This is a genomic window from Pelovirga sp. (genome assembly GCF_059864205.1).
Genome location: NZ_JCBCBS010000122.1, coordinates 1 through 14,876 on the forward strand (window position 1 = coordinate 1; position 14,876 = coordinate 14,876).

16 protein-coding genes and 1 pseudogene are annotated in these 14,876 nt (G+C 54.7%); 14 read left to right on the forward strand and 3 right to left on the reverse strand.

Features of this window, described 5'->3' with window-relative positions:
- The 4 genes from AC6F7T_RS08035 to AC6F7T_RS08050 form a co-directional block, all read left to right on the forward strand.
- On the forward strand, nucleotides 1–280 hold a 280-nt coding region (locus tag AC6F7T_RS08035; protein WP_500717663.1), incomplete at its 5' end, for a NifB/NifX family molybdenum-iron cluster-binding protein.
- A gap of 171 nt (nucleotides 281–451) precedes the next feature.
- A complete protein-coding gene (gene fdxB, locus AC6F7T_RS08040; protein ID WP_500717664.1) occupies nucleotides 452–721 on the forward strand; it encodes a ferredoxin III, nif-specific in 270 nt (89 codons plus the stop codon).
- A 39-nt stretch (nucleotides 722–760) separates the two neighbouring features.
- The gene (locus AC6F7T_RS08045; RefSeq protein WP_500717665.1) at nucleotides 761–1,144 is read left to right on the forward strand and encodes a NifB/NifX family molybdenum-iron cluster-binding protein; all 384 of its coding nucleotides are present in this window, start codon (nucleotides 761–763) and stop codon (nucleotides 1,142–1,144) included.
- 310 nt (nucleotides 1,145–1,454) lie between these two features.
- Nucleotides 1,455–2,345, forward strand: a complete 891-nt coding sequence (locus tag AC6F7T_RS08050) for a radical SAM protein (protein WP_500717667.1) — start codon at nucleotides 1,455–1,457, stop codon at nucleotides 2,343–2,345.
- Between the two features lie 177 nt (nucleotides 2,346–2,522).
- On the opposite strand, the gene AC6F7T_RS08055 is transcribed toward AC6F7T_RS08050, so the two are convergent.
- Genes AC6F7T_RS08055 through nifE form a run of 3 tightly spaced genes read right to left on the reverse strand, consistent with a single transcriptional unit; the run spans nucleotide 2,523 to nucleotide 6,171 of the window.
- Nucleotides 2,523–3,539, reverse strand: a complete 1,017-nt coding sequence (locus AC6F7T_RS08055) for a nitrogen fixation protein NifQ (RefSeq protein WP_500717669.1) — start codon at nucleotides 3,537–3,539, stop codon at nucleotides 2,523–2,525.
- Nucleotides 3,536–4,831 (reverse strand): nitrogenase iron-molybdenum cofactor biosynthesis protein NifN, encoded by a 1,296-nt coding sequence (gene nifN / locus AC6F7T_RS08060; RefSeq protein ID WP_500717670.1) that lies wholly within the window; start codon nucleotides 4,829–4,831, stop codon nucleotides 3,536–3,538. The genes AC6F7T_RS08055 and nifN overlap by 4 nt, the downstream gene beginning before the upstream one ends.
- Nucleotides 4,819–6,171 (reverse strand): nitrogenase iron-molybdenum cofactor biosynthesis protein NifE, encoded by a 1,353-nt coding sequence (gene nifE / locus AC6F7T_RS08065; protein ID WP_500717673.1) that lies wholly within the window; start codon nucleotides 6,169–6,171, stop codon nucleotides 4,819–4,821. Before nifE ends, nifN begins: the two co-directional genes overlap by 13 nt.
- A 442-nt stretch (nucleotides 6,172–6,613) precedes the next feature.
- Between nifE and nifV the strand changes: the two genes are divergently transcribed.
- The 10 genes and pseudogenes from nifV to AC6F7T_RS08115 form a co-directional block, all read left to right on the forward strand.
- Nucleotides 6,614–7,732, forward strand: a complete 1,119-nt coding sequence (gene nifV / locus AC6F7T_RS08070; RefSeq protein ID WP_500717674.1) for a homocitrate synthase — start codon at nucleotides 6,614–6,616, stop codon at nucleotides 7,730–7,732.
- On the forward strand, nucleotides 7,733–8,545 hold the full coding sequence (locus AC6F7T_RS08075) for a GNAT family N-acetyltransferase (protein WP_500717676.1): 813 nt from the start codon (nucleotides 7,733–7,735) through the stop codon (nucleotides 8,543–8,545). It begins immediately after the preceding gene.
- 167 nt (nucleotides 8,546–8,712) lie between these two features.
- The gene (modA, locus tag AC6F7T_RS08080) at nucleotides 8,713–9,483 is read left to right on the forward strand and encodes a molybdate ABC transporter substrate-binding protein (protein ID WP_500717677.1); all 771 of its coding nucleotides are present in this window, start codon (nucleotides 8,713–8,715) and stop codon (nucleotides 9,481–9,483) included.
- A complete protein-coding gene (locus AC6F7T_RS08085) occupies nucleotides 9,480–9,884 on the forward strand; it encodes a TOBE domain-containing protein (RefSeq protein ID WP_500717679.1) in 405 nt (134 codons plus the stop codon). The genes modA and AC6F7T_RS08085 overlap by 4 nt, the downstream gene beginning before the upstream one ends.
- A gap of 159 nt (nucleotides 9,885–10,043) precedes the next feature.
- Nucleotides 10,044–10,724: a molybdate ABC transporter permease subunit gene (gene modB / locus AC6F7T_RS08090; protein WP_500717681.1), complete on the forward strand. Its 681-nt coding sequence runs from the start codon at nucleotides 10,044–10,046 to the stop codon at nucleotides 10,722–10,724.
- Nucleotides 10,721–11,599: an ATP-binding cassette domain-containing protein gene (locus AC6F7T_RS08095; RefSeq protein WP_500717683.1), complete on the forward strand. Its 879-nt coding sequence runs from the start codon at nucleotides 10,721–10,723 to the stop codon at nucleotides 11,597–11,599. Before modB ends, AC6F7T_RS08095 begins: the two co-directional genes overlap by 4 nt.
- Before the next feature lie 354 nt (nucleotides 11,600–11,953).
- Nucleotides 11,954–12,487 carry a YeeE/YedE thiosulfate transporter family protein gene (locus AC6F7T_RS08100; RefSeq protein WP_500717685.1) on the forward strand — a complete coding sequence of 178 codons (534 nt, stop codon included), beginning with the start codon at nucleotides 11,954–11,956 and terminating at the stop codon, nucleotides 12,485–12,487.
- An 11-nt stretch (nucleotides 12,488–12,498) separates the two neighbouring features.
- A complete protein-coding gene (locus AC6F7T_RS08105; RefSeq protein WP_500717687.1) occupies nucleotides 12,499–13,023 on the forward strand; it encodes a DUF6691 family protein in 525 nt (174 codons plus the stop codon).
- A 30-nt stretch (nucleotides 13,024–13,053) separates the two neighbouring features.
- Entirely contained in the window at nucleotides 13,054–13,626 is a 573-nt protein-coding gene (thpR, locus tag AC6F7T_RS08110) for an RNA 2',3'-cyclic phosphodiesterase (protein WP_500717688.1), read from the forward strand.
- A gap of 102 nt (nucleotides 13,627–13,728) precedes the next feature.
- Nucleotides 13,729–14,876: pseudogene (locus tag AC6F7T_RS08115) on the forward strand (hypothetical protein); the annotation flags it as partial.

Consider the following 14,876-nt stretch of genomic DNA (forward strand, 5'->3'; position numbering starts at 1 on the left):
CACAGCAAGCTTCAACGGCATTGTCCAGGTCAGCACTTCCGGCGCTGATGAAGCCGATCGCATCGAATCCCGCTGTGCCGGTCTGGCCGACTGTGCCCTGGTCTATGTCGCGGAGATCGGTGGGCCGGCAGCGGCGCGGCTGGTTGCCAAGAAGATTCATCCGATCAAAAGCAAAACCAACGCTCCGATCAGCGACACCATCGAACAACTCCAGGAAGTGCTGCGCGGCAGCCCACCACCCTGGTTGCGAAAAGCCCTATTAAAAGATGTAGGGGTTTGATTCATCACGCCTCTGGATAAACAACCAGCAATGATCACGTCGGGGGTGTTTGAATGCAGCGGGGACTGTTTGAGGCGATAGCCGAGTTTTTCCCGCAAATGAAAATACCCCCGACGTGATCCCCAAACATCTATCATTGAAACATTTTAAAAAATCACAAGGAGAAATCTCATGGCCTTTATTACCGGAATCACCAAAGGTGGAAGCACCTGGACCCCGACCTTCGTCGAAGGAATCGATCACGACAAGTGCATCGGCTGCGGCCGCTGTTACAAAGCCTGTTCGCGCAAAGTGCTGGCACCGCTGGATATTGAAGACGAGGAGAACTATTCCACGCGTATGGTCATGGATGTCGTTGCCGAAGACAACTGTATCGGCTGTGCCGCCTGTGGCGTCGCCTGTCCAAAGAAATGTTTCAGTTTTGCCCCGATGGCGGCATAGCAGGAGCTTAAACACTCGGCTGTAAAAGGAGAGCATCTGATGCGCATTGCCGTCACATCCAAATCAGGGACCGAGGTTGACCAGCACTTTGGTCACGCCCGACGCTTTCTGATATATGACTACCGCGGCCACAATCCGGAACAAATTAGTGAAGTTGAAGTGGAAAAATACTGTTCCTTCGATCCGGATCACCCGTTTCGCCATCGCCAGTTCGATACCATTGTCGACGCCATCAAAGGATGTAAGGCTGTCGTCACCGCCCAGATCGGTGAACTGCCCAAAATGGAGTTGGAAAAAATTGGTATTCGTCCGATCATCGCCTCAGGACCCATCCTTGAGGCCCTGAAGCTTGCCCACGACAGTGTCTGCGGCGGTCAGTGCAAAGGCAGCATGCGAACAGGGCAAGATTGTCCGCATTTATAACGTTGATAGTATCATTTGTCAGTGGATCAATCTTATGGCAGCTTTTTTAATTATGCCTAAACTTTAAGCAGTTTTATTGCAGGGCATCACGGTGCATTAATCAAATCGACTGTTTTCATCTGTCTGATGCTTGGCACATAATATGCTAAACAGATAATCATTAATCCATTAAACAAAAGTGGTTACGTTGATGTAGCACTTTTACCCAAGGCACAGTCGCCCCGAAACTCATCATGAGTTCTCGGGGCTTTTTTATCACGGGCCAGGCAACGGCGCTTTCCCTAACCAATTTTCAACCAAGGAGAGACTTATGGCGACCGGTTGCCCGATGATGACAGCTACAAAGATTTCCGACCACCCCTGCTTCGGCGGTGATCACAGCAAAGCCGGGCGTATCCACCTGCCGGTAGCCCCCGGCTGTAATATTAAATGCGGTTTCTGTGAACGCCGCTTTGACTGTGTCAACGAAAGTCGTCCCGGCGTGACCAGTCGGGTACTGACGCCGGAACAAGCGCTGGCGCGCGTGCGCCTGGTCAAAAGACACATGGAGATGAAGGGTGGTGCCGAACTGAAGGTTGTCGGCATCGCCGGCCCCGGTGACCCGTTAGACAATCCCAAAACCTTTAGCGCCTTTGATCTGGTCCGCAAGGAATTCCCGGAGATGAAGCTGTGCCTGTCAACCAACGGTCTGTTGCTGCCGCAGTCGGTGAATAAAATCATCGCTGCCGGGGTGACCAGCCTGACCATCACCATTAATGCCCTTACCCCACAAACCGGGGCAAAAGTCTATGAATGGGTGCGGCATGAGGGCAAAAAGCTTAAGGGAGAGGAAGGTGCGGCCATCCTGTTGCACAATCAGCTGGAGGGGTTACGTCTGGCGACAGCAGCAGGACTGATCGTTAAAATCAACCATGTCTACATCCCCGAGATCAATGACCACGAAACCCTGGATCTGGCCATCAAGGTGCGCGAACTGGGAGCACAGATGATGAACATCACTCCGGTCATCCCGGTTGGTATGTTCAGGGACGTCATCCCCCCGACGGCACTGACCATGGACATGGTGCGCAACCAGGCCGAGCTCATCCTCTCCCAGGCCCGCCACTGCAAACAATGCCGCGCCGATGCCGCCGGAGTCGTTGGTGAGGATATTGATCTGGAGTATCTGGAAGGGAGAAAATCAGCGCAGCGGGCCAATTGAGATAACGGTTCACGGTTCACAGTTTACAGTTTACAGTTTACGGTTCACGGTTCACAGTTTACGGTTTACGGTTCACGGTTCACGGTTCACGGTTCACGGTTCACGGTTTACGGTTCACAGTTCACAGTTCACAGTTCACAGTTCACAGTTTACGGTTCACGGTTCACGGTTCACGGTTCACGAATCACCGTCATTAAAACACAATTTATACTCACTGCACTCACCACAAACCGGACTCTTGCACAACAGCCCCCCCTGCTGTTCACAGATCTGCTTGTAAAAAAACCGCTTCCAGCGCATCCCCTGATGATTGGCGGCAAACAGTGTTGGCAGATGACGCTTGATTGCCGCACCAAGTTCCGCCCGCTCGAACAATCCCATGGCGACCCAGAGATGGCCGGGCTTCGAAGCACGGGCAGCGAGAATGTGGGCCAGCAGGGTTCCTGATAATCTGTTCGCAGTTTCTTCCCCATCCGGGATAAAGCCCAGCAACAGGTTGACCAGTTCAGGATCTATACTGACGGCCGATGAAACCCTTGAAGCAGAAATATCAGCAGCAACATCAAGATCAAGATCCGGAAAGTAGTTTCGCCACAGGCTGGCGAACTGCTGTGAGGTCAAACCGAGGGCAATTTCCGGGTGACATCCCTCCTCCCCCAGCACGACCAACAGACAGGCAAGCAGATGACGATCTGCCGCAACCATGTCTTCGGAACAGGCGCTGTCCATCAGTTGGCGGTAGCGCGGATGATCGCTACTGACCCTGGGCCCGGCGTGATCCTGATGCCGGGCTAAATTGCCGGTGACCGGCTTACCTTGACGCCCGATACTGGCAGCCGCCGCTTGCAAGGCCTGAACGGCCAGATCGGCACAATAAAGGCGATCAACCGGAAGGCCGCCCAGCCTTGCGTTGATAGCTTCACGGCTGATCCGGAGGACCTCGTTCATAGAGGCGTTTTCCGCAAGTTCTGCCGCGGCGGCGCAGGCAGCAATCGTGTAGCCACAACCAAACGCCTGAAATCTCACCATTTCAACTTGGCGTCCGGCAGTCTTGATAAAAAATCGGACAGCGATGCGCGCACCTCGCTCTTCTGCCCCCAGGCCGACTTCACCGATGCCATCGGCGCCGGCCAGTTCTCCGACATGGTGGGGATTGTCGGCATAACGCAGAATCTGTTCGCTATAACCACTCATCGCTGACCGCTATGATGCTGATGCCGGGTAATGACATTGGCCATCTCGCAAAGAAAATAGGCTCCCCCCTCATAAAGACAGTCATGCACCAGTTGATTGCCGAGTTGCTCCCAGTTGGGGAAACCGCGCAGCACCATCCCCTTCCCCAGGCGATCGGCCAAAGCCTCCACATGGGTGCCACCGATGATCAGATCAAAGTCGGCGGCCAGATCCTCGGCATCCCCCAGGTCACCAACCATCACCCGATCAGCCTTCAGATCATCCAGGGCCGATGAATCGGTGGCGGCGATCACCGCAGCGACTTTTCCTCCCGCCTCGCTGATGATCGCACACAAGGCGGCAAGCATATCCGGCTCTCCGGTCAGGATAAAACGGGTTTTACCCAGAGCGAAATGACAATCGAGCAGAGCGTCACGCAAACGATCGCGCCAGCGCCCGACTTGCTGTGGCGGTGTATGAAAACCGGTTTCAGCGAGAAGCATCCTGATCAGTTCATCGGTAGCGACCAGGCCCGTCAGATGAGGAAAATGATGGTGACGCATCTGCGGATTTTTCTTCTGCAATTCATAGGCACAGGGAAGCATCGACGCACCGACGCTGACAACCAGCCCAGCCTGCGCCAGATCACGAATGTGTTCGACACGGATACCACCACTGGAAAGAGCCGCCTGTTTTTCGCCAACATGACCATCAAGGGAACTCGACAGATCCGGTAGGGTCACCACATTGAAACCGAAGGCGGCAATCAGATCAGCGATCTTTTCCACCTCAAGGGGCGTCAGACTGACATGGGGGAGCAGCACCAGACGATTGTCGTCAACATCGGCACAGGCATTCGTCAGTTGCCGGATCATGGCACTGCAGGCCGCTGCCCACCCCTGCTCCAGTCCACCCTCGTAATCGGGGGTATTGACATAGACCAGCGGCACCTCCAACCGTTTGGCGATACCACTGACATCATCCCCCTTGGTTTCGGTCAGACCGGTCGTATAAAGCCCGATCAGCTCCGGGGTGACCTTGTTGCCGATATTTTTCACCGCTTCACTGATGCTGTAATCGCCACCATCAAGAACTGCCGTGACATCAGTAACAGCGGTGGTCTGCAAGGCAATCGGCTCGGCAAAATGGCGCGTATAAAAGACCTTGGTGAAACTGGCGCACCCCTGGCCGCCATGCATCAGCGGCATACACTGGTGAACCCCCAGAAACGCCAGGGTCGCACCCATCGGGGCCGACAGTTTGAACGGATTGACCTGCAATAATTTGGTGGATTTATGTCTTATCCGTGCCATGGTGCCCTCCGTCCGGCCAACTCAAACACCGGGCTTGCCAACGCATGCTTAAGATCCTCAGCCAGATTCAACAGCCCGTTATAGGCCCCGTAGCTGATTTTTTTCTCCTGGTTGACATCGATAAAGGCGATCCCCTTTTTGATCGCCGTATACAGGGAGCGCCCCCCGGCCAGGAGGATATGGGCGCCCTTTTCATCGATCAGCTTCGCCTGTTCGGCACCGGGGTTCATCATCAGCACTCCATTTTCACCGAGATACTCGCGCGCTTTGGCGCGATCATCTTCCGTTGCCTTACGCACTGCTGTCGCCACCACCTCGATGCCAAGATCCTGCAGGGCAGCGGCGATGGACCAGGTTTTGTTGCCGCCGGTATTGAGTACCGCCTTTTTGCCGGCAAATAGTTCGCGATAAGGTGCGAGCTTTTCCCCCAGTTTCGCCTCCTCCCTTGCTACCAGTGCCTGGGTGCGCTCGATCAAGGCCGGATCACCCAGGGCATCAGCAATGGCCAGCAGTCCGGCCGAGGTGTCACGTTGGCCGTAGAAGGACAGAGAGATCCAGGGAATGCCATACTTTTCCTGCATCTTGCGGGTGATGGAAACCAGGGATTTGGCGCAGACGATGACATTGAGCTTGGCCCGATGGGCAGTGCGGATCGCCGCAATGCGCCCATCCCCGCTCAAGGTCGACAGGATGCGGATCCCCAGTTCTTCAAGCAGATGCGCGTACTGCCACATATCACCGGTGACGTTATATTCACCGATCAGGTTGATATCGAAGGGGGTTGTCACCTCCGGCTCCAGGGTGCCAATCAGATGGGTTAGTACCGCTTCGCCGCCCAGGCGACTGCCGAGGTTCTTGCTGCCGACAAAGCCGGGCGCGTGCACCGGCACGCAGGGGATGCCATGGCGTGCGGCGGCCTCGCGACAGGCCTTGTCGATATCGTCTCCGATCAGGGCGGTGACACAGGTAGCATAAACAAACAGAGCCTGGGGTTGATAACGAACAATGGTCTGATCGATCGCAACGGCTAGATTTTCCTCCCCGCCGAATACCACATCATTCAGGCTGGTATCGGTGGTCAGACCGACCTGGGTCAGATCTCTAGCGGGCCAACTGGTGGGTGTCGCCCGCGTTTCCCAGCTGGCACCGAGGCAGGTGATGGGGCCGTGAACCAGGTGGGCGGCGTCGGCAAAAGGAAACAGGGCAATCTGCGCGCCTTCAAAAGCACAGCCACCGGTGGTCGCACCGGGAGTAGGCGCATTACATGCTGCTTTTTTGGTCTGATTATGCTCACAGGCACTTTCGACCAGCAGTTCTCTGATATTGGGTTTTGATGCCACGACAGCTCCTTGAAATAATATAGATCAAGTCGCCCCGCCGCACCATTGAGAGGGGGGAAATGTATTGGTATTGTTCGGCGGCCATGCCGAAGGGAAGGTTCAACTTAGCCTTTATCTGCAAAACATCTGCCAAAATCGGCGGTTCACGCAGGGTGGCTGAGAGGCGATGCGATAGATTTCAGGTAGGGGCGTGATTCATCACGCCCGATTGTCATGATACATCAATAAATCAGGACGCAATGAATTGCGCCCCTACATACAAACCTTCTGCCCAAAATTTAACCACCCTGCCTCAAGAATAAGCAGAACAATCACCACTCCTTGACATCAACCCGCAGATTCCACCTATCCCCAGACAAGGCACAAAATTTGCTTTGAAGCAAATGACACACAATCTATCCGGCGACAAAGGCGTCCCTTAACCCGATTTGGGGGTATGTCTATGTCCAGCAAAAAAATCCACATCGCCGACACCACCCTGCGCGATGGCGAACAGACCGCCGGGGTCGTCTTCAATTGCACCGAAAAAATCGCCATCGCCACCCTGCTCGACCGGATCGGCGTCAGCGAACTGGAATGCGGCATTCCCGCCATGGGCAAGGACGAACAGCGCACCATCAAAAAACTCGTCGACCTGAATCTCAATGCCCGCCTGCTGTCATGGAACCGCGCCCTGATTCCCGACATCCAGGCATCCTTGAACTGCGGCATCAGGGCCGTCGATCTCTCCATTTCCGTGTCTGACATTCACATCCGTCACAAACTGCGCTCCAGCCGTGAGCAGGTAAAAGAACAATTAAAAATCGCCCTTGATTTCGCCAAACAGCATCAGCTCTATGTCTGCGTTGGTGCCGAGGATGCCGGCCGCGCTGACATGGAGTTTCTACTGGAACTGTTGGCGATTGCCGCAAACCTTGGTGCTGATCGGTTCCGCTTCTGTGACACCCTGGGGTTGCTCGACCCTTTCACCACTTATGACAAGGTCAGCACTCTGGTCCGTCACAGTTCCATCGATCTGGAGGTTCATACCCACAACGATCTGGGGATGGCGACCGCCAATGCCATTGCCGGAATCAGGGCCGGAGCGACCTATGTCAGCACCACCGTCAACGGCATCGGCGAACGGGCCGGCAATGCGGCGATGGAAGAAGTGGTGATGGCACTTAAACTCGCCTGCGAGATCGATCCTGAGATTACGACAACGGATCTGGCTCATCTTTCCCGCTATGTAGCAGCTGCCAGCGGCCGGCCACTGACTCCCTGGAAGGCAATTGTCGGAGAAAAGGTCTTTTACCATGAATCAGGGCTGCATACCGATGGGATCCTGAAACATCCATCTACTTACGAAGGTTTTGATCCGGCAGAGGTAGGACTAAAGCGCCATATCGTCGTCGGCAAACATTCCGGCCGCAGCGGTTTAAAACAGCGCCTGCAGGAATTGCAGCTGGAACAACCGCAGATCGACTTGAATAAATTGTTACAGCGCGTCCGCTCCCTTGCCGGCCGTCGCAAACGGGCCTTACTGGATCAGGAACTGATCGAGCTGTGTCGCGCCAACTGAATGACAGTGACGATCCAGCCACCAACCAGCGCCGACTGGCCACTGTTTTTGCGCTGGGCAGCCCAGGAGGGGTGGCGAGTCCCATTCAAAGAGCAACGGCTCTTCCAACATCAATGGCGTCCTTTCTTCTTCGCCCTGCGCGATAAGGGCACACCCCGTGGCTTTGTTTCTGCGGTTGGTTACCGGCACAGCGGCTGGATCGGCAACCTGCTCATCGACCCGCTGCACCGCAGGCAAGGTTACGGAAAAAGGCTGCTTGAAGAAGCGCTGAAATTTCTCAATCAGCTCCAGCTCAAACGCATCTGGCTGACCGCGTCCGAGCAAGGCGCACCGCTGTATCGGCGCTACGGGTTTGAACAGGTCGATACGGTGACGCGCTGGAGCGCTACCGGCTACGGTTACGGGCAAGCTGCAGAGGTGCAGGCAACCCTGCACTGCCTGATCAACCTGGAACAGGATAGCTGGGGGGAAGATCGCCGCGATCTGATCCAGGCCCTGGCGCTGGAATCAACCCTGCTGCAGCAACCGAATCATCTTGCCCTGTTGCAAGCGGGGCTCGATGTCTGGCAGCTTGGCCCCTGGTCCACGGCAAAAACCGATCCGCGCAGCGCCCGCCTGCTGCTGGATGCGGCGGTGGCCGCAATACCTGCAAACAAGAGTCTGTTTGTTGATGCTCTGGATTCTGCCGGACTTGAACTGCTGCTGCGCCAAAGAGGTTTTGCCCGGCATGGGCAAAACCTGCTGATGTATCAGGGAGAGATGCCCCGCTTGTGTGGGGTGATGGCGTTGGCCAGCTTTGGCAGTATTGGTTAAGATTCCCGGGCAAGGGGTCCGGTAAGGAAAAGGATCTTTAACGGCGCTGAACCCTGACCATTTTTTTGACAGAATATTCGCCTTATGTCATCTTCATTCCTCAACCTCCTTCTCCCCTGATATCGGCCGCTGTTCGCGGCTTCGATCATGGTTGCTGAGTCACCTGTATGAAATATTTCTTATTATTCCTGCTGCTTATCCTCACATCAACCACCAGTCTGCACGCGCAACAGCGTTCCCTGATTGTTTTCGCTGCTGCCGACCTGCGCTACGCCATGAATGAGGTTGTCACCGCTTTCAAGCAGACTCATCCGGGTGCCAGGATCGAAACCATCTATGGTTCCAGTGGTAAAGCTTACGCCCAGATTCGCAACAATGCTCCCTATGATCTCTATTTCTCTGCCAATATCGAGTATCCGGAACGCTTGTTACAAGACGGGCATGGCATTGGGGAAGCCACACTCTACGCCATCGGCCGCATTGTTATCTGGCAACACAAGGGGGGCAAGCTCGCTTTGAGCAAAGGCATGGAAGTGCTGCGTGATCCTTCCATCCGCCGCATTTCCATCGCCAATCCCGAGCACGCACCTTACGGTGTTGCCGGCATGGAGGCGATGAAAACCCATGGCATGTGGGAAGAATTGCAGCCTAAGCTGGTCATGGGAGAAAACATCTCCCAGACGGCTCATTTTATCGTCAGTGGTGCAGCCGATGTCGGCATCATCGCCTACTCTTTGGCACTGGCTCCAGAAATGAAACAACTTGGTGAACCCTTTGAGCTGATTGACGTCAAGGATCATAAGCCGCTGCATCAGGGCTACATGATCACCAACTATGGGGCAAGACACCCCCTGTCACGAATCTTCGCTGATTTTATCGAAAGTGAGGAAGGCAAGGAGATCCTCAAGATGTACGGTTTTGAGGTTCCAGCACAATGAACAGCATTCCCGGAACCATCGCCGCCATCGACACTGACGGCAACCTCTCCCTGGTGGATATTGAGGTGACCTCAGACTTCAGGATGTCGGCGCTGATCGTCGAAACCCCGGAACAATGCCCCTGGTTGAAAACCGGCCAGAGGGTAAAAATTCTGTTCAAGGAGACGGAAGTTTCCATCGCCCGCAATTTAAGCGGGCAGATCAGTTTACGCAACCGCTTTACCGCGACCATCGCCGCCATCCGCAGCAGCGGCATGCTGGCGGAAATCACCCTCGATAGCGCAGGACACCAGGTTATTTCCATTATCACCAACCGCTCAGCGCAAAAAATTGAGCTGAAAACCGGTGATCAGGTGGAATGGCTGGTCAAGGCCAACGAGGTATCATTGACTGGGAATTAAAAGAATTTCCTGCTATTCAACTCGCCATTGCACAGGGTTGGGGATCCTGTGACAAGGGTGTTTGTCGCCACGGATGGCGACAACAAGTGGCCATGGACGACGAAATGCGTCCCTTGGCATAGGCTCCCCGAGCCGGCGCTCAACAGATATGGAAATTCTATGAACCCCGATTTCATCCAAACCATGATCCTCACCTTCCAAGTCGCCGGCATCACCACCATCATTCTGCTGGTGCTGGGAATTCCCTTGAGCTACTGGCTGGCCTATACCAGCAATCGCAGCAAAGCCATCGTTGAAACCCTGGTGAGCATGCCCCTGGTACTGCCACCAACGGTACTGGGATTTTATCTGTTGGTGTTCTTCAGTCCGGTCAATCCGGTCGGTGGTTTTCTTGAAAGCTGGCTGAATTTAAGGCTGGTGTTCAGCTTTGAAGGGATCATCGTCGGTTCGGTGCTGTTCAGCCTCCCCTTCATGATCCATCCCCTGCAAAGCGGCTTTGGCGCAATTCCCGCCAACCTGCGCGAGGCGGCGGCGACCTTGGGGATCTCCCGGGTGAAGACCCTGTTCACCATCCTGCTGCCCAACATGAAACCGGGCATCCTCGCCGGGTGCGTGTTAAGTTTCGCCCACACCGTCGGAGAATTCGGCGTGGTACTGATGGTCGGCGGCAATATCCCCGGTCAAACCCGCATGGCTTCCATCGCCATCTATGATCGGGTCGAAGCCCTCGACTATGCCACCGCCCACCGGTACGCCCTTGTCCTGTTCGCCATCACCTTCGCCATTCTGCTACTGGTCTACATCGTCAACCGGCGCTTTGCCCGCATGGAGCTGACATGATTGAAGTCAATGTCAGCAAACGCCTGCATACCGCCGAAGGGCCGATGGACCTGGTGTTCAGCGGCACCATTGAAGAGGGGGAATTCACCACCCTGTTCGGCCCCTCCGGTGCGGGCAAAACCACCCTGTTGCGCATGGTGGCGGGGTTGACCACCCCCGATAGCGGAACCATCGTTGTCGATGGCCAACCCTGGTTCGACTCTGCCCGCCGCATCAATCTGTCGCCGCGCCGGCGCTCCATCGGCATGGTGTTTCAGGATTACGCCCTGTTTCCCAATCTCACCGTCGCCGAGAACATCGGTCTGGCTCTACCCAAACAGCAGCGCAGCGCCATCGTCGGCGAACTACTGGAGGTTGCAGGGTTACAGGAGCTGGCCGGGCGCAAGCCGGACAAGCTCTCCGGCGGCCAGCGTCAACGTGTCGCCCTGGCGCGCGCCCTGGCCCTGAAACCAACCATCCTGCTCCTTGACGAACCCCTGTCGGCGCTGGACCTGCAGATGCGTCTCAAACTCCAGGATGAACTGCAGCGTCTGCATCAGCGCTATCAACCAACCACCCTGCTGGTGAGCCACGATCTGAGCGAGGTCTTCCGCCTCAGTCGCCGCGTCTTTGTGCTGGACAAAGGAAAAGTCACCCGCAGCGGCAGCCCGACGGAGGTGTTTTCACAATCAAAGATCAGCAATAAGTTCCGTTTTAATGGTGAGGTGGTACACATCAAACCCAGCGGCGTCGTCTATATCGTCCACGTGCTGGTCGGGCAGGATATTGTTCAGGTCATCGCCAGCGAGCGGGAGATGACAACCCTGAAGGTCGGCAAACGGGTTCTGATTGCGTCCAAAGCGTTCAATCCTTTGATCATGCCACTAGATGAATAAATTTGCTTATTACTGCGGTGGATTCATAGATACGTTCATCACTCTCGGAGGCCGGAATCCAGAATGTTTCAAAGCTGCGCCCATCACACCAATTTAACACCCGAAACGGTTCAACAGATGTACGGTGTCGATGTCAACATTTACGTCATCAGAGCAACACCCTGATCGTCCCCCGCTGATTTTTAACCACATTCCTCATCCCATTAGTTGCAAAACCTACCTGATATGTAAAACTGTTAAGGGTGAATTTTTGCATAAAGATCTTTGTATTTTAAAAAATCATGTCACCCCTTGAAACATTTTTTTATTTATTATATATACATATTCATATACAACAATAGCAAAGGAGATCCTATGAATATCTCAATTTTCGCTGCACGCTGGAATCCTTACGTCGCCGGTGCCCTTACCGGCATCCTTGCCATTCTCTCGGTCGCGGTCACCACTCTGGTGATCGATAAGAGTATGTATCTGGGTGCCTCAACCACATTTGTCCGGGCGGCCGGCTACGTTGAGCAGGTTGTCATCCCCGCAAATGTTGAGACCAATGAGTATCTGAAAAAGAACCGCCCCCGGGTTGACTGGCAGATGATGGTTGTCATCGGCATCTTTGTTGGTGCCCTGATCTCCGCCCGACTCGGACGCTCAGCCAAGCTGGAAACTGTGCCACCGATCTGGAAAGAACGCTTCGGCACCAGCGCGACACTCCGGGGGGTTGGCGCTTTTATCGGCGGCATGATCCTGATGTTCGGCGCGCGCCTGGCCGATGGCTGTCCGAGCGGCCATGGGTTGTCAGGCAACATGCAATTGGCGGTCAGTGGTCTGTTGGCCCTGGTATTCTTCATGGTTGGCGGCATCATCACCGCTCACCTGCTCTATAAGAAATAAGGAGGAGGATCATGGATCTCTTTTTAGGACTGGCAACCGGCATCTTATTCGGATTCTTCCTGCAAAAAGGTGAAGTTCTGCGCTTCGAAAAGCAGGTTGGGTTTATGCTGCTTAAGGACATGACCATCATCAAGTTCATGCTGACCGCAGTGTTGGTCGGAATGGTCGGCATCTATGCTCTCAACGGTTTCGGCGTGATCTCATTAAGCATCAAGTCCGCCAATGTCGGCGCTCTTATTATTGGCGGTCTGCTGTTCGGTATCGGCTGGGCCATCGCCGGCTTCTGCCCCGGCACCTCCGTCGGCGCCCTGGCGGAAGGGCGTATTCATGTCATCTGGGCCATCGCCGGCATGGTCGTTGGTGCTGCTATCTTCGCCGAAGCCTATCCGCTATTACAACGTACCGTGCTGACCTGGGGAGCCTACGGCAAGGTAACCCTGCCGCAGGTGCTCGGCATCTCACCCTGGCTGGTCATCGTGGTTTTCATCATCGTTGGTCTGTCGGCATTCAGAATATTTGAAAAGAAGGGACTGTAACCCGACCGGCGAAAAACGTAAGATGAGGGGATGCGTACCTTTATCGCCGTTGAATTATCTTCCGCACTCAAGCAATACCTCGGTGACATCGCCCGGCAACTACGCCGGTGCGATGTCACTGCCGGCTGGGTCAAACCGGACAATCTGCATCTGACCTTGAAGTTCCTTGGCGAGGTTGATGACACCCGGTTGCCCCAACTTGCTGAAAAGATTAGCCAGCTTGCTCGAGACCAGGGGGCTTTCACTGCCAATCTGAACGGCTTCGGCTTTTTCCCCTCATCCAAACAACCACGCATCCTCTATGCCGCCATCAATGAGCCACTGCCCTTCAAGCAACTGGTGCAGCAGATCGACCGGCTATTTGAGCCTTTGGGTTTTGCCCCGGAACAGCACTTCCACCCTCACATCACCCTCGCCCGCATCAAGAGCAATAATAACCTCGAAAGGCTCCGACAACTGATGGATGACATACCCCTTCGGCAAGCCTTTACTGTCAACGCCGTCAGTCTCTTTGGCAGCATCTTGCATTCCGATGGAGTACGCTATCATGTACTGCAGCGCGGATTACTTTCTGAAACCACCAGGCAACCATCAATCTCCTGACAAAAACCGCCAAAAGCACCTTACCAGACAAACTGTTTTCCGCTAAGATTGCCAACCGATTCGCAAAGCACTCACCTTCTCAACGCAGATAATGGAACAACGATGGCCAGAGCCTTGACTCATTTTATCTACCAAAGAGTGATTGTCGCGACAGGATTGATTGTTGCGTTTGCTCTTTTATTTGGCGGCGCCCTTCAGGCAAACGCCTTCATCGATTGTGCTCCCGGTCAAAAATACAATCCTTTGAATATGCGTTGCGAAGCAGTCCCCGATTGCCCTGACAATATCGACGCCGGCAGTGATACGGCCTGCCAGGGGGTTGCCGGCAGTCCACTGGTTCCTTCCCTGACAACCGACAGCTTCGGTTGGAGCAGCATAGATAGCCCGGCGCTGACAAGCCGCTCACATGCAGCCCACGAAATTCTCTATTTCTGGGGCATCGGTTGCCCTTTCTGCGAACGTCTGAAACCCCAACTCGAACAGCTGGCAGCAGACTTTCCCGAGGTTGAACTGCGTGATTATGAAGTGTACTACGACCGCGCCAATCAGCAGCGCTTTCTCGAAGCCACCAACAAATACGGCATTGATTCTCACAGTGTTCCCTTAACCTTTATCGGTGAGCGTCACTGGATCGGCTACCGTGAACATTTTCCCGACGAGATGCGCGGCGAGCTGGAAAAACTTCTTGGCCTGCAGCACGGCGGCGAAACACCCCCAACAACCGCAACCGACACCATCAGCGTTCCCCTGTTCGGTGATATCAATATCGACACCATGCCCCTGCTGCTGACAACCGTGCTGATCGCCGTTGTCGATGGTTTTAATCCCTGTTCAATCTGGCTGCTTACCATCCTTTTGGGCATTCTGCTGCATACCCGCTCGCGCCGCAAAATTATCATTGTCGGCTTGGCGTTCCTGTTGACCACCGCCGCCGGTTATGGGGCCTTCATGCTGGGGCTGCTCAATGTCTTTTTGTATGTGGGGTATGTAGATTGGATCAAGATTGTCGTCGGGCTGTTGGCTCTGACCTTTGCCGTGGTCAACATCAAGGACTATTTCTGGTTTCAACAGGGAGTGAGCTTCACCATCTCCGACAAGCACAAGCCGGGAATTTTCAAACGTATGCGCAACATCATCCATCAGGATATGTCAACTGCCGGCATGGTCGGCGCCACCATCATCATGGCCCTCGGCATCACCCTGGTGGAACTGCCCTGTACCGCCGGCTTTCCGGTTATCTGGTCCAACAT

What these genes read in the sequence shown, in the direction of transcription:
- AC6F7T_RS08045 (WP_500717665.1), top strand. Translation starts at nt 761, where the DNA reads ATGCGCATTGCCGTCACATCCAAATCAGGGACCGAGGTTGACCAGCAC.
- thpR (WP_500717688.1), top strand. Translation starts at nt 13,054, where the DNA reads ATGCGTACCTTTATCGCCGTTGAATTATCTTCCGCACTCAAGCAATAC.
- fdxB (WP_500717664.1), top strand. Translation starts at nt 452, where the DNA reads ATGGCCTTTATTACCGGAATCACCAAAGGTGGAAGCACCTGGACCCCG.
- nifN (WP_500717670.1), bottom strand. Translation starts at nt 4,831, where the DNA reads ATGGCACGGATAAGACATAAATCCACCAAATTATTGCAGGTCAATCCG.
- AC6F7T_RS08105 (WP_500717687.1), top strand. Translation starts at nt 12,499, where the DNA reads ATGGATCTCTTTTTAGGACTGGCAACCGGCATCTTATTCGGATTCTTC.
- modA (WP_500717677.1), top strand. Translation starts at nt 8,713, where the DNA reads ATGAAATATTTCTTATTATTCCTGCTGCTTATCCTCACATCAACCACC.
- AC6F7T_RS08100 (WP_500717685.1), top strand. Translation starts at nt 11,954, where the DNA reads ATGAATATCTCAATTTTCGCTGCACGCTGGAATCCTTACGTCGCCGGT.
- AC6F7T_RS08050 (WP_500717667.1), top strand. Translation starts at nt 1,455, where the DNA reads ATGGCGACCGGTTGCCCGATGATGACAGCTACAAAGATTTCCGACCAC.
- AC6F7T_RS08055 (WP_500717669.1), bottom strand. Translation starts at nt 3,539, where the DNA reads ATGAGTGGTTATAGCGAACAGATTCTGCGTTATGCCGACAATCCCCAC.
- nifV (WP_500717674.1), top strand. Translation starts at nt 6,614, where the DNA reads ATGTCCAGCAAAAAAATCCACATCGCCGACACCACCCTGCGCGATGGC.
- AC6F7T_RS08075 (WP_500717676.1), top strand. Translation starts at nt 7,733, where the DNA reads ATGACAGTGACGATCCAGCCACCAACCAGCGCCGACTGGCCACTGTTT.
- modB (WP_500717681.1), top strand. Translation starts at nt 10,044, where the DNA reads ATGAACCCCGATTTCATCCAAACCATGATCCTCACCTTCCAAGTCGCC.
- AC6F7T_RS08095 (WP_500717683.1), top strand. Translation starts at nt 10,721, where the DNA reads ATGATTGAAGTCAATGTCAGCAAACGCCTGCATACCGCCGAAGGGCCG.
- AC6F7T_RS08085 (WP_500717679.1), top strand. Translation starts at nt 9,480, where the DNA reads ATGAACAGCATTCCCGGAACCATCGCCGCCATCGACACTGACGGCAAC.